This is a genomic window from Filomicrobium sp. (assembly GCF_025698805.1).
Taxonomy (GTDB): Bacteria; Pseudomonadota; Alphaproteobacteria; order Rhizobiales; family Hyphomicrobiaceae; genus Filomicrobium; species Filomicrobium insigne.
On sequence record NZ_JAILWT010000002.1, the window covers coordinates 645,397 to 669,135 of the forward strand.

The 23,739-nt window shown below is 57.2% G+C and carries 27 protein-coding genes; 8 read left to right on the plus strand and 19 right to left on the minus strand.

Annotated elements, in window-relative coordinates; all coding sequences use genetic code 11:
• Positions 1-69 precede the first annotated feature (69 nt).
• On the plus strand, positions 70-276 hold the full coding sequence (locus K5845_RS06725; RefSeq protein ID WP_046479507.1) for a dodecin family protein: 207 nt from the start codon (positions 70-72) through the stop codon (positions 274-276).
• A 277-nt stretch (positions 277-553) separates the two neighbouring features.
• On the opposite strand, the gene K5845_RS06730 is transcribed toward K5845_RS06725, so the two are convergent.
• The 3 genes from K5845_RS06730 to K5845_RS06740 form a co-directional block, all read right to left on the minus strand.
• Entirely contained in the window at positions 554-1,327 is a 774-nt protein-coding gene (locus K5845_RS06730; RefSeq protein ID WP_342027535.1) for a S49 family peptidase, read from the minus strand.
• Positions 1,328-1,507: 180 nt separating this feature from the next.
• Positions 1,508-2,323, minus strand: a complete 816-nt coding sequence (locus K5845_RS06735) for a tRNA1(Val) (adenine(37)-N6)-methyltransferase (protein WP_287958680.1) — start codon at positions 2,321-2,323, stop codon at positions 1,508-1,510.
• A complete protein-coding gene (locus K5845_RS06740) occupies positions 2,307-2,540 on the minus strand; it encodes a putative signal transducing protein (RefSeq protein ID WP_046479503.1) in 234 nt (77 codons plus the stop codon). Before K5845_RS06740 ends, K5845_RS06735 begins: the two co-directional genes overlap by 17 nt.
• A 114-nt stretch (positions 2,541-2,654) precedes the next feature.
• On the opposite strand from K5845_RS06740, the gene K5845_RS06745 reads away from it, so the two are divergent.
• The gene (locus K5845_RS06745; RefSeq protein WP_046479502.1) at positions 2,655-3,671 is read left to right on the plus strand and encodes a polyprenyl synthetase family protein; all 1,017 of its coding nucleotides are present in this window, start codon (positions 2,655-2,657) and stop codon (positions 3,669-3,671) included.
• A 9-nt stretch (positions 3,672-3,680) separates the two neighbouring features.
• Here K5845_RS06745 and K5845_RS06750 read toward each other — a convergent pair whose 3' ends face one another.
• The 3 genes from K5845_RS06750 to K5845_RS06760 form a co-directional block, all read right to left on the minus strand.
• Positions 3,681-4,562: a 4-(cytidine 5'-diphospho)-2-C-methyl-D-erythritol kinase gene (locus K5845_RS06750; RefSeq protein WP_287958681.1), complete on the minus strand. Its 882-nt coding sequence runs from the start codon at positions 4,560-4,562 to the stop codon at positions 3,681-3,683.
• A gap of 142 nt (positions 4,563-4,704) precedes the next feature.
• Complete coding sequence (locus K5845_RS06755) at positions 4,705-6,537, minus strand: tetratricopeptide repeat protein (RefSeq protein WP_287958682.1); 1,833 nt, start codon at positions 6,535-6,537, stop codon at positions 4,705-4,707.
• Between the two features lie 185 nt (positions 6,538-6,722).
• The gene (locus K5845_RS06760; RefSeq protein ID WP_287958683.1) at positions 6,723-8,408 is read right to left on the minus strand and encodes an electron transfer flavoprotein-ubiquinone oxidoreductase; all 1,686 of its coding nucleotides are present in this window, start codon (positions 8,406-8,408) and stop codon (positions 6,723-6,725) included.
• A 138-nt stretch (positions 8,409-8,546) separates the two neighbouring features.
• On the opposite strand from K5845_RS06760, the gene K5845_RS06765 reads away from it, so the two are divergent.
• The 3 genes from K5845_RS06765 to moaB all read left to right on the plus strand — a co-directional run bounded on the left by K5845_RS06765 (position 8,547) and on the right by moaB (position 10,828).
• Positions 8,547-9,452 carry a uracil-DNA glycosylase gene (locus K5845_RS06765; protein ID WP_287958684.1) on the plus strand — a complete coding sequence of 302 codons (906 nt, stop codon included), beginning with the start codon at positions 8,547-8,549 and terminating at the stop codon, positions 9,450-9,452.
• A 146-nt stretch (positions 9,453-9,598) separates the two neighbouring features.
• Positions 9,599-10,093: a GyrI-like domain-containing protein gene (locus K5845_RS06770; protein ID WP_287958685.1), complete on the plus strand. Its 495-nt coding sequence runs from the start codon at positions 9,599-9,601 to the stop codon at positions 10,091-10,093.
• Positions 10,094-10,288: 195 nt separating this feature from the next.
• On the plus strand, positions 10,289-10,828 hold the full coding sequence (gene moaB / locus K5845_RS06775) for a molybdenum cofactor biosynthesis protein B (protein ID WP_287958686.1): 540 nt from the start codon (positions 10,289-10,291) through the stop codon (positions 10,826-10,828).
• A gap of 44 nt (positions 10,829-10,872) precedes the next feature.
• Here the strand turns inward: moaB and K5845_RS06780 are convergent, their stop codons facing one another.
• From K5845_RS06780 to K5845_RS06790, 3 genes are all read right to left on the minus strand, one after another.
• Complete coding sequence (locus tag K5845_RS06780; RefSeq protein ID WP_046479497.1) at positions 10,873-11,655, minus strand: hypothetical protein; 783 nt, start codon at positions 11,653-11,655, stop codon at positions 10,873-10,875.
• A 161-nt stretch (positions 11,656-11,816) separates the two neighbouring features.
• On the minus strand, positions 11,817-12,476 hold the full coding sequence (locus K5845_RS06785) for a TIGR04282 family arsenosugar biosynthesis glycosyltransferase (protein ID WP_287958687.1): 660 nt from the start codon (positions 12,474-12,476) through the stop codon (positions 11,817-11,819).
• The gene (locus K5845_RS06790; protein ID WP_076605357.1) at positions 12,476-13,231 is read right to left on the minus strand and encodes a TIGR04283 family arsenosugar biosynthesis glycosyltransferase; all 756 of its coding nucleotides are present in this window, start codon (positions 13,229-13,231) and stop codon (positions 12,476-12,478) included. Before K5845_RS06790 ends, K5845_RS06785 begins: the two co-directional genes overlap by 1 nt.
• Before the next feature lie 176 nt (positions 13,232-13,407).
• Here K5845_RS06790 and K5845_RS06795 point away from each other — a divergent pair, with 176 nt between their 5' ends.
• Together K5845_RS06795 and rnhB are read left to right on the plus strand one after the other, a co-directional pair.
• Positions 13,408-14,511, plus strand: coding sequence for a PA0069 family radical SAM protein (locus K5845_RS06795; protein WP_046479495.1), 1,104 nt, complete (start codon positions 13,408-13,410; stop codon positions 14,509-14,511).
• 134 nt (positions 14,512-14,645) lie between these two features.
• Entirely contained in the window at positions 14,646-15,329 is a 684-nt protein-coding gene (gene rnhB, locus K5845_RS06800) for a ribonuclease HII (RefSeq protein ID WP_090228109.1), read from the plus strand.
• A gap of 33 nt (positions 15,330-15,362) precedes the next feature.
• Here rnhB and K5845_RS06805 read toward each other — a convergent pair whose 3' ends face one another.
• From K5845_RS06805 to K5845_RS06850, 10 genes are read right to left on the minus strand one after another with little or no spacing between them, the layout of a single operon-like run.
• The gene (locus K5845_RS06805; protein ID WP_046479494.1) at positions 15,363-17,051 is read right to left on the minus strand and encodes a Na(+)/H(+) antiporter subunit D; all 1,689 of its coding nucleotides are present in this window, start codon (positions 17,049-17,051) and stop codon (positions 15,363-15,365) included.
• The gene (locus K5845_RS06810; RefSeq protein ID WP_076605429.1) at positions 17,041-17,301 is read right to left on the minus strand and encodes a hypothetical protein; all 261 of its coding nucleotides are present in this window, start codon (positions 17,299-17,301) and stop codon (positions 17,041-17,043) included. Before K5845_RS06810 ends, K5845_RS06805 begins: the two co-directional genes overlap by 11 nt.
• A gap of 2 nt (positions 17,302-17,303) precedes the next feature.
• Positions 17,304-18,809 (minus strand): proton-conducting transporter transmembrane domain-containing protein, encoded by a 1,506-nt coding sequence (locus K5845_RS06815; RefSeq protein WP_287958688.1) that lies wholly within the window; start codon positions 18,807-18,809, stop codon positions 17,304-17,306.
• Positions 18,809-20,305: a monovalent cation/H+ antiporter subunit D family protein gene (locus tag K5845_RS06820; protein ID WP_046479492.1), complete on the minus strand. Its 1,497-nt coding sequence runs from the start codon at positions 20,303-20,305 to the stop codon at positions 18,809-18,811. Before K5845_RS06820 ends, K5845_RS06815 begins: the two co-directional genes overlap by 1 nt.
• The gene (locus K5845_RS06825) at positions 20,302-20,670 is read right to left on the minus strand and encodes a cation:proton antiporter subunit C (protein ID WP_244464962.1); all 369 of its coding nucleotides are present in this window, start codon (positions 20,668-20,670) and stop codon (positions 20,302-20,304) included. The genes K5845_RS06820 and K5845_RS06825 overlap by 4 nt, the downstream gene beginning before the upstream one ends.
• Complete coding sequence (locus tag K5845_RS06830; RefSeq protein WP_046479491.1) at positions 20,667-21,083, minus strand: Na(+)/H(+) antiporter subunit B; 417 nt, start codon at positions 21,081-21,083, stop codon at positions 20,667-20,669. The genes K5845_RS06825 and K5845_RS06830 overlap by 4 nt, the downstream gene beginning before the upstream one ends.
• Positions 21,080-21,628, minus strand: coding sequence for a DUF4040 domain-containing protein (locus tag K5845_RS06835; protein WP_046480806.1), 549 nt, complete (start codon positions 21,626-21,628; stop codon positions 21,080-21,082). The genes K5845_RS06830 and K5845_RS06835 overlap by 4 nt, the downstream gene beginning before the upstream one ends.
• Positions 21,629-21,678: 50 nt before the next feature.
• On the minus strand, positions 21,679-22,056 hold the full coding sequence (gene mnhG, locus K5845_RS06840) for a monovalent cation/H(+) antiporter subunit G (RefSeq protein ID WP_197540869.1): 378 nt from the start codon (positions 22,054-22,056) through the stop codon (positions 21,679-21,681).
• Positions 22,053-22,340: an MrpF/PhaF family protein gene (locus K5845_RS06845; protein ID WP_046479489.1), complete on the minus strand. Its 288-nt coding sequence runs from the start codon at positions 22,338-22,340 to the stop codon at positions 22,053-22,055. The genes mnhG and K5845_RS06845 overlap by 4 nt, the downstream gene beginning before the upstream one ends.
• Positions 22,340-22,816, minus strand: coding sequence for a Na+/H+ antiporter subunit E (locus K5845_RS06850; protein WP_046479488.1), 477 nt, complete (start codon positions 22,814-22,816; stop codon positions 22,340-22,342). The genes K5845_RS06845 and K5845_RS06850 overlap by 1 nt, the downstream gene beginning before the upstream one ends.
• Before the next feature lie 483 nt (positions 22,817-23,299).
• On the opposite strand from K5845_RS06850, the gene K5845_RS06855 reads away from it, so the two are divergent.
• Complete coding sequence (locus tag K5845_RS06855; protein WP_139165310.1) at positions 23,300-23,689, plus strand: hypothetical protein; 390 nt, start codon at positions 23,300-23,302, stop codon at positions 23,687-23,689.
• Positions 23,690-23,739 lie beyond the last annotated feature (50 nt).

The window sequence follows — 23,739 nt, forward strand, 5'->3', positions numbered from 1 at the left end:
GCAGGAATTACGGAACATCAGGAGCATACGGACGTTGTATGATCATTCTCAAGTGGTGGAGTGCATACCATGACCGTCCTTAAAGTTATCGAGTTGATGTCCGAGTCCGATGAGAGCTGGGAACATGCAGCGCAAAAGGCTGCCGATAAAGCGGGAAAGACCGTGAAGAACATTCGCTCCGTATGGATCAAGGATTTTGCCGCGACTGTGGGCTCAGACGGCAAGCTCGACACCTACCGAGTAACCTGCAAAGTCTCCTTCGAGGTCAAAGACTAACCCAAACAGTACACGTTTACCGATCAGCGCTATCTGCCGAGCCTAATGCCGTGGCCGGTAAATTCCGCTTGCTGGGTCGCGTTCGAGCGCCCCCATATCGCGAGGCTCGGCCTCAGCCACATCACTGGGAAACGAAGAACGGTTGATCGATTTGCGTATTCCACTACGAACTAATCGGTACCCGGCATAAGCGCCAAGGCCCGCGACAGCCAAGAGGATTAGAGGTGGCATCTTTAAAGGCCTCTCAACACTGGCCGATCACGACCATGCTGGCATCCTACAATCCATACCGCGACCAGAGCGCACGCGCCTCGATCGCGGACACGAGATCATCTGCCAACGATCCGGGATTTGCAATGAACTCCTGAGCAGAAGGTGGACGCCGCATCGCGCCGAGCAACCCACTGCGCGCCGTCGGAACCATACGCAGAACAACCTTATCGCCATGAAGCTCACGCATCTTCGTGCGCACGTCCGTGATCCCGTCGATCAACCCGATGTCCAGAGCACGCTTCGCAGACCAAAAAGCTCCGGAAAATACTTCCGAATCTACAACGGCAAGTTTGCTGCCTCGACGCTCCTTCACGACGCCGATGAACACATCGTGCACGTCACGCTGTAAATCTTTAAGCCGCTCGACATCCTCCGGCTTCTCGGGCTGAAATGGATCGAGCTGCCCCTTAGCAATCCCCGCTGTATAGACGCGCCGTTGGATACCCAGTTTTTCGATGGCGTCAACGAAGCCAAACCCAGCGGAAATCACCCCGATTGACCCAACAATAGAGGCGGCATCCGCATAAATTTCATCTCCCGCGACAGCAAGATAGTAGCCGCCCGACGCCGCCACATCCTCGCAGAAGACATAGATCTTCTTGTCCTTCTCCTGTGCGAGCTGACGTAAACGCTTGAAAATCAGGCTTGACTGAACGGGTGAGCCACCGGGCGAATTAATCAGCACCGCCACCGACGGCAATTTCGATAGGCTAAACGCACGCTCAATTGCTGCCGCTGTCGCCCCCAGGGACAAACCCGGACGCAAGGGAGTCGACATTCCGATAGGTCCCGAAAAACGTAGCACAGGAACCACAGGGCGACGGCTAAAAGGCCACATATAAACGTCCTCACTTAATGGAAAATTGTGAACGCGGGGCGTCCGTCACTTTGATGTTCTGACAAGGCCCCTCAAGAGCCGACAGGTGGGATTAGGTCGTCTCCACGGCTATCTCTGCGCTCATTTAGGGTACAAGCCACGGCCTTCCCGCAGAATAGCTTCAGCAGCAGGCGTAAAACCATTACCGTCTCCGTGCAGAACAAAGCCCGGCAAGACACTCAACGGCGCCTTGCTGCCCCTAATTCCGCTGACGATAACCCGGTTTGCATTTTCCCCCGGCCTGGGACGTATCGGTAGCACCCTTATACGCCCGAAACGCCCCTCGAGTCCGGCGAGAACTTTGGCCAGCGCGTCGGCCTTATGAATGACAAGCGCCTGTCCGGCAGGTCCGGCCATACGCGCCAAAAACCGGCCCCATACTTCGAAATCGCCACCATCCATAACGTGAGCCGCCGCACGTAACTTCGACGCACTACGTGTTGCCGATCCGTCATCGAAAAACGGCGGGTTAGCGAGAACATGCGTAAAGCTACCGTCTTTCAATCCCTCACGCTCAAGATAATGCCCCGCACGCGCGCCCACCTCGCCCAAACAGGCTCGCACACGGCCTTCTAGCCCGTTTCGCGTGATATTTTCCCTGGCAAGATCCACCAACGCGGCTTCACGCTCGAACAACACGACTTCCGCGAAAGGCAGCCGCCGCGCGACGCATAATCCCACCGTCCCGACACCTGCCCCGACATCAAGAACCCGCGTGCGTCGATCTGAGTTGGCCTCCACGGCGGCAGCCAACAATACGGCATCCAGTCCGGCGCGGTAGCCACGAACTGGCTGCAACACCTTCAATTGCCCGCCCAGGAAGTCGTCATCCGTGATTTCACTGCGGCACAATGGCGCTGTGTCACCCTTTTGCGAAGTATCAACGTCGTGCATCATCGCTCAACCATTGATCCAAGTCCGCATCCTGCAACACCTTGATTGCCTTGGGGAGATGGTGTTCCGCAACCATGGCTCGACGCGGCAGTACGCCTAATGAACCTTCTAGAATGCTCATATTGACATCCAGAACCGTGACGTCGATACCCACCTCCGTGAGGAGTGCCTCTACGTAGCTAAGAAGCACCGGATCGTTGGTCCTCATCAATTCGCGCATTCGCGATGACCTCATTCCTAAGTTTCTTGTGCGAAGTAGGCAAAGTGTCTTTAGTGTTTCCGCGTCTCGCAACCTCTTGCAGGCCACGGATAATAGCAGACTGAGGAAATAGCATTGGGTGTTGTCGTCCCGATCGGTGAAGCCCGCGATCCTTCGCAAAGCATCAAGCCGTTGCTTGATCTCGTCGCGACGGACATGGCTGGTATTAACCGCCTGATCCTTGATAAGGCGATTTCCGATGTTGAACTCATTCCTCAGCTGGCCCACCACCTGATTGACTCGGGCGGTAAGCGTTTACGCCCGATGCTGACCATCGCAGCTGCAAAGCTTGTTGGCTATGACGGTGACAGCCATATCCGCGTCGCCGCCGCTGTTGAATTCATGCACACAGCCACGCTCCTCCACGATGATGTTGTTGATGAGAGCGACGAACGCCGCGGGAAGAAAGCTGCACGCATACTGTGGGGCAATCAAGCCAGCGTCCTCGTGGGAGACTTCCTGCTTGGTCAGGCCTTCCGCATGCTCGTGGACGTTGGTTCGCTAGCCGTGCTGCGCATTCTGTCCAATGCCGCCGCAGTTATTGCAGAAGGTGAGGTCATGCAGCTTGCCGCTGCCAAGAACCTGGCCACGACCGAAGATGAATACCTCGCGATCATTGACGCCAAGACAGCAGCGCTCTTCTCAGGTGCAGCCGAATCGGGTGGCGCAATCGCCGCTCGCCCAATCGAAGAACTCACTGGTCTGAAGTCCTACGGCCGCAATCTCGGCATCGCCTTCCAGCTCATCGATGACGCCCTCGACTATGCCGGCGACACCAAGAATCTTGGCAAGGAAATCGGTGACGATTTCCGCGAGGGCAAAGTTACCCTACCTGTCATCCTCGCCTACCGCCGCGGCAACGCGAGCGAACGCACATTCTGGACGCGTGTCATCAGCGAGGGTGATATTCAGGAGGGGGATCTGGAACATGCCATCGCCCTCATGCATCAGCATGACGCGATCGAAACAACGATCGCACGCGCACGGTCCTACGGCACCATTGCACGCGACGCCCTGGCGATTTTCAACGATTGCTCCGAAAAACAAGCCATGCAGGACGTCATCGCCTTCTGCATCGACCGTGCGCACTGATCGCGCCGTCTAACCGAGTTCACTGGCAACCACCCACCAATCCGGTCGACGAGCGGTAAGCGCCATAGCGGCTTCCTTGGCTGTTTGAAGATCGTCATACAGCCCAAAACACGTGGGGCCGGCGCCTGAAAGCGCCGCATACCGACACCCATGGCTCGCACTGAGCTCGCGCACAACGTCACTGATCTGCGGAGCAAGCGAGAGTGCTGGACCAGTCAAGTCATTCCCGACACTCGCCACATAAGCAATCAAATCATCACGTGAAGAAAAACATGTTCGCGGCTCATCCGATCCGCCCGTTTGATATTCCGGCGCTGCCAGACGTTTGAAGACTTGCGCAGTTTTGTCTGACGGCATCTCTACAAGAGAATTGGCGAGCACAATCGCCAACGGGGGGAAACCCGAAAGCGGGAGGACTTCCGTACCCACGCCGCGCACAAAGCAAGCCCGACTTTCAAGGCACATCGGCACATCGGCTCCGAGCGCGGCCGCAGTCCCCACCCAGTCGACCGTAGAAGCCAAGTCCGCGTTTGCCACACGCAGCGCACGCAGAACTGCTGCGGCATCTGCGGACCCACCGCCGACACCTGATGCGACGGGAAGCCTCTTATCCAAACTAACTTCGCCGAGCTGAATATCCGGGACCACGTCGAAGATACGCGCCAGCACCGTCTCCACGATGTTTGCCCCCTTAAGCGCCGAAGCAAACGGCCCTGAAAGGTTTAACTTCGGCTCTCTCCCTGGCGTAAATCGCACCTGATCAGCCGCTGAACGAGCGAACATCACAAGACTTTCGATCTCGTGATAGCCGTCAGCACGGCGCCCAAGCACGCGCAGACTGAGGTTCACCTTCGCTGGCGCTGTTTCGAGTATGAGGTTCGATCGTGGCATGCACCGGACATCCGTATTATCGGGTCCGCAGAACTAGCCGATATGTCAGCCCAGGAACAGTGACGCGACGCCAAGCTAGAATTGTGCAGTGAGGGGCAAGGGGGACCCGCAGTTCTTACGAGCGCGTATCCTGCCCTCAACGTTACCGACGAGCCGGGAGCGGGACTGAGGATTGCCCCTCGGAGGCCGCAGCCGCCGGCTGCGTTTTCTTGAAATCAACAGCCGGCTCGTCGCTGACCGCCTGAGCAGCGTTTGCCTGCCGTCGAATCGGCAAACCTTCCGACAGCTTTTTCTTGATCTTGACGAGATCGTCAGGCTCGGGATTGAGGCTTATTGCTTGATCCCATTGGAAACGAGCCTCGCGATGACGACCCACGCGCCAATAGGCGTCGCCAAGATGGTCATTTAGAACAGGATCTTCCGGGCGCAGCTCAACGGCCTGCTCCAAGAACCCGACCGCGCGCGAGTAATTGCCAAGCTGGTAATGCGCCCAACCCAAACTATCGACGATGTAGCCATCATCAGGCTTAAGCGAAACAGCCTTCTCGATGAGCTTCATGCCCTCTTTCAGATTCTTGTTCTGATCGACCCAGGAATAGCCGAGATAATTGAGAGCAAGCGGCTGATCGGGGTTAAGCTTCAGAGCCTGTTGCAGATCTTTCTCCGCCTCGGGCCAGCGCTTTAACCGCTCGTAGCACGTACCGCGCGAATAGAAATGCACCCAATCCTTCTGCTCAAGGTCACTGCCGAGCAAATCGATCACACGCGTATAGTAGACAACGGCTTCGTCATACCGTTTACGGGCGCGCATGATGTTGCCGAGAGTATCGAGCGCCCTGATGTCCTTCGGGTTCTTCGTCGCAACCTTCTCCAGAAGCACTTTGGCTTCATCCACTTTATCCAGTGAATTGAGATTCAACGCGCGGCGAATATCAATGGCAGCCTGCAGCGGAGTGCCATCGGGAATGCGCTGATAAGTATCAATGGCCACGTCGTAGCGCTTCGTCGTCTCGTGAGCATTAGCCAGAGCCGCGAGCGCAAACGGTTGCTTCGGTTCAAGGAACAGCGCCATTTGCAGATAAAGCACGCCAATGGAAACGCCGCCTTCTCCAGTCAACGCCTCGCCCAAACCATAAAAGACTTCCGAAAGTCCTTGCCGGGGAGTGGCGATGAGTAAATCGACCTTTTGACCCTTCCCGAGCTCATCCATCAGCTCGTGCGCCAACGGATGACCGTCTCCGCTGGTCGCTTCAAGATGGTTGCGAAGGATCGTCTTCGCTTGCTTCAAATTTTTACCGTTTGCCGCATGCCGCGCAAAAGCGAGGGCGGTACGCAAAGTCCGGCTATCTTGTTCGAAGACCTGATTGTACGCATCGCGCGCAACCGATCGCCGACCGCCGATATCCGCGATCAGAGCCCGATGGTATTGCAAGTAGAATTGCGCCCAATCCGCCTGCCGCGGCAGCTTGAGCTTATTCAATGCGCGGTTCGTATCGCCTTCCGCAAGGATCACCCATGCCTGAGCGATTGCGCTCGTCAGCTCGCCGATTGGGCCCGTCCCAGCCTTTTTGAAGTGAGCTTCGGCCTTTTTCAGATCACCGGCATCGAAGGACTGAAGGCCCAAGACGAGGCGTGCGACGCGGTGGTTCGGCTGTCTGACAATGAGTTGCTCAGCCAGCTTGATAGCTCGATCGAAGTGTCCCTCGGAAGCTTCCATGAGAAAGCTCTGCTCCAAGAGAATATCGCTTTCAGGATCTTGCACCAAAGCGTTGCGATAAAATTCTGCAGCCAGACCCGTCTCATGGTTGGCACGTGCAAACCGCCCCGCCAGATAGCTCCCAGCCAAGGAATGCGAAAGATAGGTGTCGTCGGTTGTCCGGGCCTGCACGGGCGCATCGGACCAAAAGACAGAAAGCACCAGAGCTGAACAGGTCAACAAAGGCAAGCCAACGCCAGAACTGCGCGAGAATCTCATGCCAACGGTTCCTTGATAGCTCTTCCAGACGAGACCATGCCTGATTCCCCTAGCCGCTAGGCTAACAACAAAAGAGGTAGGTTGGCGACTCGTTATCTCCGAAAGAGGCCATGCGATGGCCATGCCTTCAAAAAAGCATGTTAATTTCGTCAATCTGCCCATTCTGCTATGGCCAGATTGAAGCTCTACATGCTGGGATAATTGGGCCCGCCACCTCCCTCAGGACACACCCAGTTAATATTCTGACTGGGATCTTTGATGTCACACGTCTTGCAGTGAACACAGTTCTGCGCGTTGATTTGGAAGCGCGGATCACCCGCACCATCGTCGATGACTTCATAAACGCCCGCCGGACAATAGCGTTGTGCGGGCTCCGCGAACTCAGGCAAATTCACCGAAATCGGAATATTAGGGTCGGCCAATCGTAGATGAACAGGCTGATCTTCCTCATGGTTGGTTCCTGAGAAAGAAACGTTCGTGAGCTTATCAAAGGTAAGAACGCCGTCGGGTTTCGGATACTCAATCTTACGTGCGGACGCCGCACGGCGAATAGCCGCGTAATCCGGCTTTCCATGCTTGAGGGTATAGCCGAAGCCGACACCCTTGAGGATCGTATTCGCCCACATATCGATGCCGCCGAGCATGATCCCCGCGAAGGTTCCGAAACGCGACCATAACGGCTTCACGTTTCGCACAGGTTTCAAATCGCGCGCGATGGCCCCGGTGCGCACCTCCTCCTCGTAAGCTGCGAGAATGTCGTGAGACCGCCCGTCCTGAATGGCTGCGAACGCAGCTTCCGCAGCCGCCTTGCCAGACAAAATGGCATTGTGGCTTCCCTTGATGCGGGGAACGTTCACCATACCCGCCGCGCATCCAAGCAACGCGCCACCCGCGAAGACCAACTGAGGAAGCGACTGCCAACCGCCCTCCGTGATCGCGCGCGCGCCATAGGCGATGCGCTTGCCGCCTTCGAAGATTGGCGCGATCGCGGGATGCGTCTTGAAGCGCTGAAACTCATCATAGGGCGAGAGATAAGGGTTCTCGTAGTTGAGATGAACAACAAACCCAACGGAGACAAGATTCTCTCCGTAGTGGTAGAGGAAGGACCCGCCACCCGTCTTATTGTCTAGCGGCCAGCCAAAAGAATGCTGCACCAGCCCCGGCTGATGATTTTCCGGCTTAATCTCCCAAACTTCTTTGAGGCCGATACCGTATTTCTGCGGTTGGCAACCCTCATCCAGCTTGAAGTCTGCCGTCAGCTGCTTGGTCAGTGAGCCTCGAGCTCCCTCAGCGAACAAAGTATACTTGCCGCGAAGCTCCATACCACGGGTAAAGCTCTCCTTCGGAACCCCGTCGCGACCAACGCCCATGTCGCCGGTCGCCACGCCGACGACGGCACTGCCGTCCTCGCTGTAGAGGATCTCGCTGGCTGCAAAGCCCGGATAAACTTCGACGCCCAACTCAGCCGCCTGTTCACCGAGCCAGCGCGTCAGATCCCCGAGGCTGCCGATATAATTGCCGTGATTGTTCATCAAAGGCGGCATCAGGAAATTCGGCAGAGCCAGCTCCCCGGCGGCCCCGAGATAAAGGAAGCGGTCTTTTTTGACTTGCGTCGTAAGCGGCGCACCTTTGCTTCGCCAGTCGGGAATAAGGCTATCGAGCCCCGACGGATCAATTACAGCGCCGGACAAAATGTGCGCACCGACCTCCGACCCCTTTTCCAGGACGACGACAGAAAGTTCCTGTTCAGCCTCTTGGGCGAGTTGCATGAGACGGATGGCTGCCGCAAGCCCGGCTGGCCCGGCCCCGACGATCACAACGTCGAAATCCATTGAGTCCCGTGGTGCCAGTTCAGCCTCGTTCCGTTCCATCTCACCTTCCTAATGTATCGCGTCAAACCCTTGGATTAGGTTGCCTGCCCCAATACCGTCAAGCAAACCGCAAGTCGCATCTAGCTAGAAGTTGCCAAAGTCGGTGTATTTCGACAGCCAACAGGTTAAACAAGAGCTATGTTGGAAGGTCCTGACCGCACACAGCTCGTCTCCCTCCTCGCCTGGTACGGCGAATTGGGCATCGACAGCGTGCTTGCCGGCGAGCCATTGAACTGGATGGAACGCCCCGGAACAGCTCCCGGGGAGGCGGTTCGTGCTGCCCTAAGCGGCGCTGCCCACCAGGGTACGGGAACAGCCCCCACCTCACCCTCTCCGCCACCTTCTCCGCCCCCGACACCCAACCGTCGTGCGACTGGCGGCGAGCAGCCCCCAAGAACACAGCAAGCGTCGAGATTCACGCCGGTCACGCCACAAGCGGTAGGCGCTGGCAGCGCACGGCAAGCGGCTGCCGCGGTCAATTCACTCTCGGAATTACGCGCCGCACTTGAACGATTTGAAGGCTGCGCGTTGAAGGCGACCGCCAAGAATACGTGCGTTTATCGTGGCGCAGAGCAGGCCCGTCTCATGATCATCGGAGAAGCACCCGGCCGCGACGAAGATCTCGAGGGGCGCCCATTTGTCGGCCGCGCCGGCAAGTTGTTGGACCGTATGCTGGGCGCAATCGATCTCAGCGAGAACGATGTCCACATTACCAACATCGTTTATTGGCGCCCGCCTGGAAACCGCACGCCAACGCCGCAGGAAGCTCAGGTTTGTCGACCGTTCTTGGATCGCCAGATCCAACTGGTCGCCCCTGAGATAATTCTCGTCCTGGGCGGTGCCGCAGCGAAGTCGATGTTCAATGCCAGTGAAGGAATTATGCGCCTTCGCGGCAAATGGAAGCAGATCGAAGTTGGCGACGCATCCATCAAGGCTTTTGCAAGCCTGCACCCGGCCTATCTGTTGCGCACACCTGCCGCCAAGAGACTCGCATGGCGCGATCTTCTCAACATCCGCGAAGCGTTATCGAAGTCATCGGACTGACCTCAACTCAGTTAAAATTCGCATAAAATATTCATATAGTTATTGCCGAGAACTTAGGTCCTGAAAAACAAATTTCGCGGACAACTCGCCTCAATTGCTGACAGTCATCGCGAAATCGAAATCAAAGGCCCTGAGGGAACACCAACGTGTCAGTGGGTTTAGTCTACCTTCGCCCAAAGCAAATTACGTGCACGCGGGTCAGCGGCAATGGCACCGTGGCGGCGCGCACGGCCTGGCAGCGCATTGAGGCCTGGCTGCAACGGAACGCCATCTCGGGACTCGTAATCACACGCTACGGCCTTGAGTTCGGCCCTGCGATGACCGAAAGCTACCACGGCAACAGCTACATCGCTTGCGTCGAAATTGACGGCATTCGGAAATTACCGCCCCTGGACGACTGTCCGTTTGATCGTCTGCCCGGCGGAGCATTCGCCCGCAGTCGCTTTGTTGGACCGTGCGCCGAAATCTCCGCCGCGTTTGCATCGATACAATCTCACCTGGCGGGCACCAACCATTATGCGGCCGATCGCAGCCGTCCTTTGATTACGATCTTTCTCGACCCTCCGGATTTTTCCGCACCCACGACTGTCAAAACCGATTTGCTCATCCCCGTTGCCACTCAGAGTCGCAACGCGGCTTGAACTAAACGAGCTTCTCATAGACAACGCGATCCGCGGCTCCAGACTCTCAACTCCAGTGTCTGCCGTCCGAGGCTTTACTGGCCTGCTGCAAGCGGCCAAACTGACCCGGCCCGCGCTTGTCCGGTGCGCCACCTCTTGCGGGGCCGCCGGCACGCCCCGGCCCATTGAATGGCGCAATCAAAGGCAACGAACGCAATGTCGAAGATCGATGAATCTCGTCCCTTTCTACCGGTGCGCATCGCAGTTCTGACGATGTCCGACACCCGCACCAAGAAAGAAGACAAATCCGGCAGCTTGCTTGCGGAGATGATCACAGCCGCTGGCCATGAAGTTGCAGATCGCAATCTGGTCGCCGACGATGTTGCCGCCATACAGACTGTGGTGAAGGGTTGGATTGATGATCCCAATATCGACGTCGTCATCACGACTGGAGGAACCGGATTTACCGGCCGGGACGTGACGCCCGAAGCCGTTCGTCCTCTTTTCGAAAAAGATATCGAAGGCTTCTCCGTCGTCTTCCATATATTGTCCTACCAGAAGATCGCGACATCAACGATCCAATCGCGCGCCTGTGCTGGCGTCGCCAAAGGGACCTATATCTTCTGCGTGCCCGGCTCGCCCGGAGCTTGTCGCGATGCCTGGGAAGGAATTCTCAGGTGGCAGCTCGACAATCGCCACCGGCCCTGCAACTTCGTGGAGATCATGCCGCGCCTGGAGGAACACCGCGCGAGTTGATGGGCCATCGGCCCGAAAGACCCAGAACAGAGAATGGGTGAGCTCTATCGCCCCGACTTCGTTCGTTCCATCTCCACCAGTTCGCGGGCTGCGCTTGCAGAATCGAAAACAGCGCGGCCCAACTGGGACACAAACAGCAATATGACACCTGTTACGATGGCCCCAAGCCCGAGCTCGACGCCCAGCGGCAGCCCCAGAAGCCCCGCCGCACTGAAGGAAGCAGGGACACCAGCAAGCCCCGCAAGCAGCACCACCAGTCCAACAACCAGCAAGAACCAGCCAACAGCAGCCAGCACGACCGCCATAAACCGACCGATCCGATACTCCGGCACGCCATGCGCGTACTCATCTTCGTCTGATCTGCCTGCGCGCGCGACAAGTCGCGGAAGCCGTGCATCGTCTTCTAGCTCATCGTCGTGAACAGGCGCCGGAAGCGACGACCTCGCGGATGCGATGTTCCCCGCCAAATTGGGACGCTCTGGCTGCGCCGCCTGTGGCCATTCGTGACGAGGGCCAGGTTGCGCAGTCCTCGCCGCGCCGCGCCCTCCTGTTTGCGACGAAGGTTGCCTCTGTTGCAATGGATAGGATGGTGAGGCGTCCCGCCGCGGAGCCTGCGGCTGAGGGTTGTGCGTCTGGGCCGCTTGCGCCTGCACATAGCGTTCAATGCGCTGCAGCCCATACAGCGCTTCATGCGCTTCGGGCGTATTTCTGTAATGGTCTGCAAGATGAGAATAAAACTGCGTCGCGTAGTCAAACTTGCCCTCGGCTTCGGCGCGCTGGCCTATCGCCAAGAGCTGTGCCGGCGAGTAACTTTGTGACTCAGACATTCGTGCCCCAACCCGACTCAGCGACTCCCCGGTCGCCGACGCGAAACGCAGTCATTCCAATATAGCGAGCATAATCCGCCGCAGAAACCCATACTGGCGATGTAATCTTGACTGAGCCCAATGTGTCACGTGATCCACATGGGCCGCAATACAGATCAAAGTCAGGAAAATATGTTTGGCGGGCTCGGAATACGACGCCCAGCACGTTCGCTTAACCGCGCAAGATCATCGGCGTCATCCACATCATCAAGCTGTTCGAGCCAACACACTTGTAACCCGACTGCGTTGGCCAAAGTATCAGATAATGTTTCCGCATGCGACCAACGCACGCGGTCGAATATGCGCGCGATACGCGGACGCCGCCGCAAACCGACCAGCCAATACCCGCCGTCCGGAGAGGGACCTAGCACCACGTCCGCGCTTGCCAGAATTTTAAATGCGCTGGCGATGTGTTCGGATCTTATTTCTGGAACATCCGAGCCAATGATGACGACAGGGCCCGGTGGCAAGCCATCCATGACCCGCTGCATGCGTTGACCGAGATCGCCTCGGCCCTGCGCAATGCGGCGACAGGAGATCGGCCACACCGGTTCGTAGATACCTGAATCCGGCGCAACAGCGACGTAGGTCGTCCAGCGTCTCGCCTGACTGACGCGGCCCAACGCAGCAGCCAGACCCGCGCGATAAAAACTGACAGCCCGTCCAACACCGACACCCCGCGCTAACCGCGTCTTCACGCGTCCGGCAACGGGAAGCTTCGCCATCACAACGAGATGCCGCGCGAACGCAGTCGGGCTACGGCGAGCGCTTTCTTCCTTCATCAAGATTTCACGTCGGATTGTACGGCCTCTGCCGCAGCGTTGCGTTCATCGTCACTTACCGAGACGCCCTCGTAGAACCGTGCGATGCGCGTCACCGGGACACCCAACATGTACATCGCCAAACAAAGCTGATTGCGCGCGATACGTTTGAAATAGCCATCCTTGCGATAACGCGCAGCTGACGTGATCGCCCGCGACCGCAAGACGGCCAATCTGCTCCACCCAAGCCTGCGAACGATATCGAGGTCTTCCATGATGGCCATCGGGCGGTAACCACCGATCTCATCGAAGAGCTTTCGCGAAATCAGCAAGCCCTGGTCGCCATATGGCGCCCCCATCAAGCTCGCGCGTATATTCACCATCGTTTCCAGGAAGCGTGGCAGAGCCCCGTCATCATCGAGGGCATAGCGAAACACAGCGGCTGTCTGAGACCGCCGGCCACTCTCCACCTTTTCAATGAAAGCTCCGACCTCACGCTCCCATCCGGACTCGAGAATTGTGTCCGCGTGCAAGATGAGCAACCAATCTGAACGAGCCAGCGAAGCACCGCACGTGATCTGTTGACCGCGCCCACGCTCGGACTTCTGCCAGCGTGCGCCAGCCTGGTCCGCAATCAGCGCCGTCGCATCCTCGGAACCGCCATCTGCGATGATGACCTCGCGGACGACTCCGTCAACCGCACCCGGAACGAGTGCAGCCAGGCAGCCAGGCAGTGAGGCCTCGGCATTGAGCGTCGGGATGACTACGGAAATCATAGTCTTTGTCTCGCACGGAGCATCCTCGGACAACAAGCCATGTCGGCCCAACTCGATACAGCGAGTTGCAAGTCAGCCTCTATGTTCTTGATTTGTTCCGAGAACAGTTTTAAGTTTTGGCACTTTAGAACCCCTCTCCGCGAATTGCAGCCGTTTTGAACACCCGGTTTGACATCATGTCCCATCCCAACGAGACACCGCAAAGTTCAAGACTGATCCATGAGGACCGGCGCCGGGGGCGCGGCGCCCGCTCCAACGCCACCGGTCGTTTTGAAAATCAGACCCGCGAAGAATTCGACGATGGCTGGGAGGGCTTGCAAAGCCTGGACGGCTTCACAACGCGACTTCGCACCGATACCGCCCGAACCATCATCACAACTAATGACAGCCCTGACATCTCGTTCGACCAATCCATAAATCCATACCGAGGCTGCGAGCACGGCTGCATCTATTGCTACGCACGCCCATCCCACTGCTACTTGGGACACTCCGCTGGCCTGGACTTCGAAACGGAACTCTACGTAAAGCCGGAAGCCGCGCGCTTGCTGGAACGGGAACTCGCCAAGCCAGGCTATCGTGTCAAAACGATCGCGCTTGGAACCAACACGGATCCGTACCAACCCGTCGAACGACGATTAGCGATTACGCGCAGAATTCTCGAAGTCTTGGCCGCGACCGACCACCCCGTGGCCATTGTGACCAAATCCGCTCTCGTCACCCGTGATATCGACATACTTGCGCCAATGGCGGCCAAGGGCTTGGCCAAAGTTGCCCTATCTGTCACGACGTTGGACCGCAAGCTCGCCCGTGCGATGGAACCGCGCGCCGCGACACCTCCCAAAAGACTCGAAGCCATCCGCCAACTCAGCGCTGCCGGCATCCCGACCTTCGCAATGGTCGCCCCCATCATCCCAGCCCTCACCGATCATGAAATCGAAGCCATCCTCAAGGCCGTCCACGACGCTGGAGCCTTGGCGGCTGGCTACGTCCTGTTACGCATGCCCCTAGAAATCAAAGATCTTTTTCGGCAATGGCTCGAAACCGAGTTCCCTGACCGCGCACGGCGCGTGATCGCGTTAATGCAATCCATGCATGGCGGCCGCGACTACACGTCAACCTTTCACATGCGCCAACGAGGAACCGGCCCCTACGCCGAGCAGATCGCAAAACGATTTCGTCTGGCACTTAAACGCATCGGAATGGATACGCCCAACCTGCCGTTGCGAACGGATCTGTTCCGCAGGCCCACACCTCAAGGCGGACAATTTCCCTTGCTCTAAGGCACGTTGAAACGCTGGGTTAGATGCGTAAAACTGCACCCGCGAGTCTCAATGCGGTAACAGGCGTCGCCAAATCCCGTTGAAACTCGGCGTACGCGCTTTGCTTCTGAACCCCGGCACGGGAAAATCGCGGAATGAAGATTCGCGATTCACGCCTGCTGCCGACATTCGAGCTGGAGAGCGCCGAAATGGCTCTCATTCCGGGACCTATTGCCGGCATTGATGAAGCTGGTCGCGGACCTTGGGCAGGTCCGGTGGTAGCGGCTGCCGTGATTCTCGACCCCGACAACATCCCGGACGGAATTACCGATTCCAAAGCTCTCGACGAGAACGGGCGCGAAACGGTCTACGCGCGGATCGTAGCCACAAGCCGTTTTGCGGTAGGCATCGCAGACGTCGCACGCATCGACACAGACAACATCCTCAACGCCACGATGTGGGCTATGAGCCATGCTGTATCCCAATTAGAAATCGCCCCAAGGTTGGCTCTGATTGACGGCAACCGCGCCCCGAAAATCAAGTGCGCCACACGCACCATCGTCCGTGGTGACGCGAAATGTCTTTCGATCGCAGCAGCTTCGATCATCGCCAAGGTCACGCGCGACAGGATCATGCGTAAGCTCGCACGCGACTATCCAGCCTATGGGTTTGAACGCCACAAGGGTTATGGCACCCCCGAGCACCGTGAAGCTTTGAGCCGTCACGGCGTCACACCCCTGCATCGTCGCTCATTCAGACCCGTGCAATACGCACTGGGCCTCATCGCCGATCCAGATAACAACGCGACCCGTGCCACAGCGGAAGCCGACCTGATTTAAAACGCCCGGCAAACACGCGGACATTCCGCGTGCTTACTGGAAGTACGACATGATGACGACAGCGCCGAGCATCACCGTTGTCCAGAATGCCATCGTGCCGGTGGGCCACGTCCGTCCAAAAATGCCCTGTGGCCCATGATGGCTATGCACGAGGCGGTAAAGCCGCATCGCTGTCGCCGTCACCAGATCCACAAACCATTCCCAGGTGTATCCAGCAAAGCGATCGAGGAAAGCCGCAATGGCCGGTCCTGGCCGCCGCCATAGCCAATCCACGTCAAGCGTAATCGTGTTGGTTTGCTTCAGCCAGCCGAGCGTCAGGTAGAAGGCCAACGCGCCGAAGAGCAGGAGCTGAAGCTGATAGACGATATGGTCCGGCGTATAGGGCTCGTAATCCACCGGGTAGGGAAGCATCCCGTAAAGGGCTGCCGGGAACACCCCGATCCCGACGCAGAAGATCGACAGAATGATCATCGCCAGGCCCATATTCCACGGCGGATCTTTCGGCCGGAGACCAGAGTCCTTGTGGAAAAAGACGAACCAGGGAACCTTGATATCGGGCAGGAGAACACCTGCGGAAGCCACGACCAGCAGGAGATACACAGTCTCCATATGCTCTTTCGCAGCAGCACCGCTGATCAGTGATTTGGCGATAAAGCCTGACGTCCAGGGAAATGCCGAAATCGAAAGCGCACCGATGATGCAACACACAGCCGTCAGCGGCATCGAACGGAAGAGGCCTCCGAGTTCCGTGCACTTGCGCTTACCGGTGGCCAGAAGCACTGATCCCGTCGCCATCAGCAACAGCGCTTTGTAAATGATGTGAACGAAGGCATGTGCCGCGGCGCCATTGAGCGCCATCTCGGTGCCGATGCCGATCGCGATCACCATGAAGCCAACTTGGTTGACGATCGAATACGCCAGGATGCGCCTCACGTCGTTTTCCAGGATCGCGTAGATAATCCCGTAAAACACCATGACAAAGCCGATGGGAATTAGAATTTCCGTTCCGGGAAAACCCCGCAACAGAACGAAAACCGCCACCTTTGTCGTGAACGCGGACAGGAACACCATCCCCGTCCAAGACGACTCTGGATAAGCATCTGGAAGCCACGCCGACAACGGTGGCGCGCCGGCGTTGATAAGAATTCCAGCCAGGATGAGCATGCGCGGCACGGTCGACGTATCCATCGCTGTAAACGCCGTCGATCCAGTGGCAGCGATCTCTCCTGCAATACCTGCCATGAGCAGAGCGCCGCCCAGCATATGGATCGCGGCATAGCGCATCCCTGCCGGTCGCGCTTTCGCGCCGCCACACCAGATAACCACCGTGGACGCGATCGCCATCACCTCCCAGAAGATGAAGACGGTAATCAGATCGCCGGCCATAGTGACGCTGATGGCGCTTCCCGCATAGACAAACGCCGCAGCCAGTTCGAGCGTATTTTGCTGCCGAAGCGCGAAGAGCCCGCCCAAGAATCCCATGAGGGAAAACACAGTCGCGAAAACGCGCGCCAGTTCGCTTGTCTGAACGAGGATGAGCTCAAAGCCAAGGAAGGGAGTTGTCAGCGTTGCGCCCAGCGGCGGCGTCCAAACGAGCCAAAGCGTCACAACAGGCAACACAATGAGCACGAGCGAGCGCAAGCCGACGCGCGCTAACAGCGGCATCAACAGGCCGCCTAAAATGAGGACTAAGCCGGGAGGGATGATCAGACTAGTTGTCATAGTAGCTGTCTGGCCTCTTGAGCAGCGTGCCGAACATCTTTGCGACGGCGATGAGTGCCATGCACGTCACGAAACCAACCCACGCCCCAAATCCAAATGTGCCATCGATGCCGAAGTACGAATGATGCTCAACGGTAAAGTCGGCGAGCACGAGGAGAACAAGCGCGGCAATAAACAGCTTCTTGAGCAACCCGATCGTCGCGGGCCTCGCGAGCCAATAGTCTTCGCCTCTTTCTCTATCTTTGCTCACGATCACCCCGCCACCATTAGTTGCGCCAGATTGAAGGGCACGCTCGGGAAGAAGAACAACAGCACCGTCATCGATGCCGTCACGGTCAACGCAACGACGATGGGCCAAGGCGCCTCGCCGTGATCGTCATTATGACCGGCGTATTGCGCGCCCACTGCGTGCCCGGCAACGACCTTTTCGGGCTCGCGAAAGAATGCCCGGATAATAATGGGCAAGAAGTAGCAGGCGTTTAGCACCGTAGACAAAACGATGACCGCGATGACGAGCCAGTCCTGTGTCGTTGAGGCAGCCGACAACATGAACCACTTTCCGAAAAAGCCTGCTGTGGGCGGCAGGCCAATCATCGCGAGAGAACCGACAGCAAAGGCTGTCATCGTCCAAGGCATCTTCCAGCCGATGCCATTGAGCTCGCTAATCTCGGTCTTATGCGCCGCCGTGTAGATGGAGCCTGCCGCAAAGAACAACGTGATCTTCGCCACGGCGTGCCCAGCGATATGCATCGCCGCCCCGATTGCGGAAATCGGCGTCAGAATCGCCGCTGCCAACACGATGTAGGAGAGTTGCGAAACCGTTGAATAAGCCAAACGCTTTTTCAGGTTGTCCTGCCGCAGCGCGATGATCGAAGCTGTGAGAACCGTGAAACTCGCAGCCCACAAAAGCCACGCGCCAGTTCCGGCCTCCGCAAGCGTCTCGATACCGAAAACGAAAACGATCACCTTCAGAACCGTGAAGACACCAGCCTTCACCACGGCAACGGCATGGAGAAGGGCGCTGACGGGAGTCGGCGCGACCATCGCTGCGGGAAGCCAGAAATGACCTGGCATGAGGGCTGCTTTTCCGATGCCGAAAATAAACAGCACCAGAAGGCCGCCCATAAGGACCGGACTGACCTTGTCAGCGAAAATGCCGCCAGGCGTAAAGTCAAGCGTCCCGGCAAAAACCCATGTCGCGATGATCGCCGGAAGCAAAAGCACCATCGACGTGCCAACGAGCATGAACAGATAGACGCGCCCCGCCTTGAAAGCGTCGGGAGTCGCTTTGTGCGTCACCAGCGGATAGGTCGAGAGAGTGAGCAGCTCATAGAATATGAAGAGCGTGAAGAGGTTCTTCGAAAAGGCGAGCGCGATCGTGGCGCCCAGCGCAACCGCAAAGCAAACATAGAATTGTGTCTGCCGCGGCTCGTTGTTCCCGCGCATATACCCGATCGAATAGACCGAGTTCACGACCCACAAAGTCGAGGCCACGAGCCCGAACAGCAGCCCCAATGGCTCGACCTTGAAAGCAAAATCGAGCCCAGGGGCAACGCTGAACCCAACGATCTCAGGCCGCGCCCCATCGATGACGTGCGGATAGAGATTCCAGACGACCGTCGCGAGTGCGACCGCCGCTACGAGCGTGACGCCCTCCCGAATATTTGGCACGCGCCAACACAGCGGAATGAGAACCGCCGCAATGTAAGGGATCACAAGAGCGGCGAGCATCAGTTGCTCAGGTGTGAGGCTAAGCATTATTTGAGCCCCCCAAGCAGCAACGTCGCGATCTGGTTGCCGATATCGACCGTCAGGCGCGTATCAAAACCGAGATAAATAGTAGCCGCAGCCAGGAGAAGCAGTGGAACCAGCATCGACAATGGCGCTTCCTTCGCCTCTGCCGCCGCTGGCGAAGGTGCACGAAGCCACATCACCTCAACGAGCTTACCGACATAGATGACAGAGATAAGCGAGCTGGCCACGATCAAAAACACAAGAAGCCATGATCCTGCTTCGAGCGCTCCCATCGCGAGATACCATTTGGAAATAAAGCCTGCGGTACCCGGCGTGCCCATAAGTCCGATACCCGCGATCACAAGCGCACCCATCGTCAAAGGCATTCGCCGACCGATTCCTTCCAGATCGCTGAAGCGCACGGAACCGATACGATAAAATGCTGCGCCGAGAGCCAGAAACAAAGCCGTTTTCATAACCGCGTGGTTCGCGACATGCGCAAACGCCCCCGTAAGACCGGCCTGATTGAAAAGCCCGATGCCGAGCGTGATGTAGCCGATCTGCGCAACCGAGGAATAGGCCAGCATCCGCTTGGCGTTATCCTCGAACACCGCACTGAAAGAAGCGATGAACATGGCAGCCACGGATAGTACGATAAGGATCTCAGCCACCGGCAAACGATCAAACGTGAGCGCGACGCCGAACACCTCGAACATCACCCGCACCAGCAGATAGATCGCCACCTTTGTGGCCGTGCCCGCGAGGAACACCGTCGCGAACGATGGCGCATAGGCGTAGGCATTGGGCAGCCAGACGTGCAACGGGAACAGCGCGAGCTTCAAACTCAGCCCGACAAAGATAAAGGCCAACGCTGCCAGCAGCGGCTCCAACGGCCAAACCAGATCCGACGTCAGTCGCGCTGCGATATCGTCGAAGTTCAGCGATCCTGTCAGCAAGTATAAAAGGCCGACACCTATGATGTAGAGCGTCGCGCCGATCGTCCCCATAATGAGATACTGGTAGGAGGCGACAAGGGCGCGCCGATGCCTGCCCAACGCAATGAGGACGTACGTCGACAGTGACGACACTTCGAGGAAGACGAAGGCGTTGAACGCATCATTCGTAATGATGATCCCAAGCAGGCCCGCAAGGCACAGCAGATACATCGTATAGTACCAGGACTGCTGATGGGAATCGATCTCACTGGCAACGCTCTTGCGTGCAAATGGCATGATGACCGCAGCCGCGCCCGACACCAGGCACAGCATGAATGCGCTGAGGACATCGACTTTGTAGACGATGCCAAAAGGCGCTTCCCAATTACCGAGCTTGTAGTAAATCGGCGCGCCGGCGGCCTGCACCTGCAAGAACAAAGCAACAGCAATAAACGGCAGAGTCCACGTGACAATCAGCGTCACAAGCCAAGACAGCGTGCCACGACGAATAAACGCTGTTAACAGCGATCCTAAGAGCGGGATAACGACCTGCAGGATCGGCAAGTGCGGCTGCAGATCGATCATATTTCCCCATCTTTCGAGAAGATTTCGTCTTCTTCGACGGTCCCGTACGCTTCATTGATGCGCACAGCGAGGGCCAAGCCGAGAGCAATCGTCGCCACACCGACCACGATTGCCGTAAGCATAAGGACGTGCGGCAAAGGATTAGCGTAGACTTGATATGCCCCATCATAGATCGGGGCCGTGCCACCGACGATTTTACCTGGAGACAGATAGAGCAGATAAACGGACGTCTGGAATAAGGATAGTCCTACCAGCTTTTTGATCATATTGCCGCGCGCAATCACGATGTAGAGGCCGGCGACCATCAAAAAGATCGTCACGAAGTAGTTGTAGTGCGTGGCGAACTTTTGGAGCGCTTCCATCATCGCCCCCTCTCGGCGAAAGCGTAGAACATAGCAATCATGGTTCCAGACACCGTTACCAAAACCCCAAGCTCAACGATTAGAATTCCCCATTCGTGGGCACGCAGAAAATCACCCGCAAACCCTGTGTAGTCCAAGTAGTTGTAACCGAGCAGCAAACTCACGATGCCCGTCCCGGCGTAGATCAGAACCCCCAACGGAATCATGGCTTCAACAAGCGCCTGCGGTACAATGTGCTTGGCTTTGTTCACCCCGAAGATGATTGCGTAGAGGATCACCATACCCGCCGCGATCACGCCGGCTTGAAAGCCGCCGCCCGGCCCATAATCACCGTGAAACTGTACGTAAAGCGCGAAGACCAGAATGAACGGCAGCAAGATCTTTGTGCCGACACGTAAGACAAGGTCGAGTTTCATGCCTCACCTTTCTTCTCAGTATCATCCTGTCCCTGCATTTTCTTCACGCGCCCTTTCAGCAGCAGCAATACACCGATGCCCGCCGTGAAAATCACGGTGGTTTCACCCAAGGTGTCGAAGCTACGGAAATCGGCCAACACAGCCGTCACGATATTCGGCGGCATCAGATGTTCTTTTGCCATTTCAATATACCGCGGCGCCGTGTGGGTATGAATTGGGGTATCCGCGATGCCGAACGGCGGAAGAGAGATAGACCCCCAAATCAGCGCACCAGCAACGACAATACACACGAACAATGGAAGCGCGACCTGCCTGACCGCAGGATACTCGACCGATTTTGTCAGGTGCAGCGTCGCGAGCAGAATGACTGTCGAAATACCAGCGCCAACAGAAGCCTCCGTCATCGCAACATCAACCGCATCGAGCGCGATCATGATGCTCGCCATCAGGAAGCTGTAGATGCTCGACAAAATCACAACGCTGAAAAGGTTGCGTTGTCGGATAATTGCCAGCGTCACTGCCGCGAGCAATGTCAGCAGCACCATGATGACGAAAACTTCGGGAGTGGCGACGACTTCAGGAGCAGCTTTTGTGTTCATGTCTTCGGCTCCACGGGGTCTGTTTCATTTTTTTCCGCCCCGCCCGGAGGCTCCCTGTTGCGTCTGTCCTCATCGAGCATTGGCTCTACACCAGCGTGCAACGCTGCTTGCGCCAACGCATGCGCCGCAACCGGCCCGATAAAGAAAAACAACAGCAATACGAATACGAGCTTTGCGCTGACGAGCGTAAAGCCTGCCTGCAGCATCAGACCGACGACAAGCAACGTCGCACCAAGAGTCTCAATGACACTTGCCGCATGCATGCGCGTAAATAGATCCGGCATACGCAGCATTCCTGCTGCGCCGGTGATAATGAAGAAGCTGCCGAGCACGATAAGGATCCAGCTGGCGATATCGACGATCTGCTCCATCATGCTTTCGTCTCCCTCTCTTCTTCTCCGTCATAGGCAAGGTCTCCATGACGGAAGAATTTGAGGACGGCGAGCATACTGATGAGATTGAGCAGGCCGTAGGTCAGCCCCACGTCAAGCCATTCTGGACGTCCGGTAAGAAAGCCGATCGCTGCAAGCAACAAGATCGCAAGGGTGCCGATGGCGTTTGCCGCAAGCACGCGATCGAACACAGTCGGCCCTCGGATTGCGCGCACCACCACGAGTATGATGGCAACGAGAATTGCGGCGGAAGCGACGAAAAACATTAGACGCGACCTCGCTCGAAGCCGCTGACATGTCGATCCATGTCGCCCCCTTCCAGATCGTCCGCCCCGCCCCGAACGAGCGCATGGATCGTTAAAACGTTGCCCTTAACGTCAGTCGTTATGGTGCCCGGCGTGAGCGTAATTGAGTTGGCATAGGTTGCGATGCCGGCGGGCGTCTTTTGGCTCGCCCTCACTTTGGTCATCGTCGGTGAGATCGGCAGCTTCGGATCGATGATGATGCGCGTGACAGCCCACGCGGACTTCATGATCTCAATGTAAAGCCAGACAAGATAGCCCAACCACCTGCTGAGCAAGCCGATTGGATGACCTTCAGCATCCACCACCCGCATGCGCGATGAGACGTAAACGGCCAGAGCGACGCTGCCGAGCCCGATAGCCAGCAAGAAGGGAGTGTAGTGCCCAGATAAAATCAACCAGAACGCGAACAAAAACAGCCCTAGGCTGACTTGCCTCATACACTTCCTCCTCGCCTCCGGGATGACGCCTGGCGGCTGGCCGCGACGTGCTAAGGCTTTTGCTCGCCCCCCATTATGAAACAATCAGCGTGATGATCCGCGATCGCCGGGGGTTTCTCTGGTATCCCACCAAACGGGACGCCCCGCGTCAACCGACTAAAGTGCACCAATTCGTGAGTTTTTGTACAAAAGTCATCAGAATGAGGAGGGTGGGCAGTATCCCGTAAAGCTCAAAATGAGCATGGGAACAAGAGAGCGTTCACTGTAATTGAAAACAGCAGGATCGATACAGCACTCCCGCTGTTTTGCTGAACGTCCTTGTTCATCCTGAATTCACAATCCCGCCTCTAAAGTATCTCATTGTTTCGGAACATGCGGCAGCAAACTACGTTGTAGAGAGCAATGCCGCGCGACGAGATTAAATTGAGATGTCCCGCGTCGCATGATTGCATCATTGCCCCGGGGTAAGTAGGGAGACTAGAGATGAAAACTATCATGAAGTTCTTTGGCGTCGCGGCCCTCGCGCTTTCGATGCCCTTTATGGCGGGCCAGGCGTCAGCCGCCGAGGCTCGCATTGACGCTCCTGTCCAGCAGTCGCTGACGGGCAATGCAACGCACAACAAGGGCATGATCGTCGCCAAATCCGACGCGAGCGGAGAAAAGATCGTGGTCGCCGGCCGCCGTGGCCGCTGGGTTGGCCCAGCAATCGTCGGTGGTGTAGCCCTTGGCCTGGCACTGGGTGCAGCAAATCGTGCCCACGCGCATGATCACCGCCACTATCGTGGCCGCTATGATCGCTGCGATCGTTGGGCTCACCGTTGCCGCCGTGGTAATGACAACGCTTGCTATAAGCTAGACCGCTATTGCTACTAAGTTCAGCTTGATGGTGCGCTGAGCGACACCACCGCCAAGCTAAAAGATAA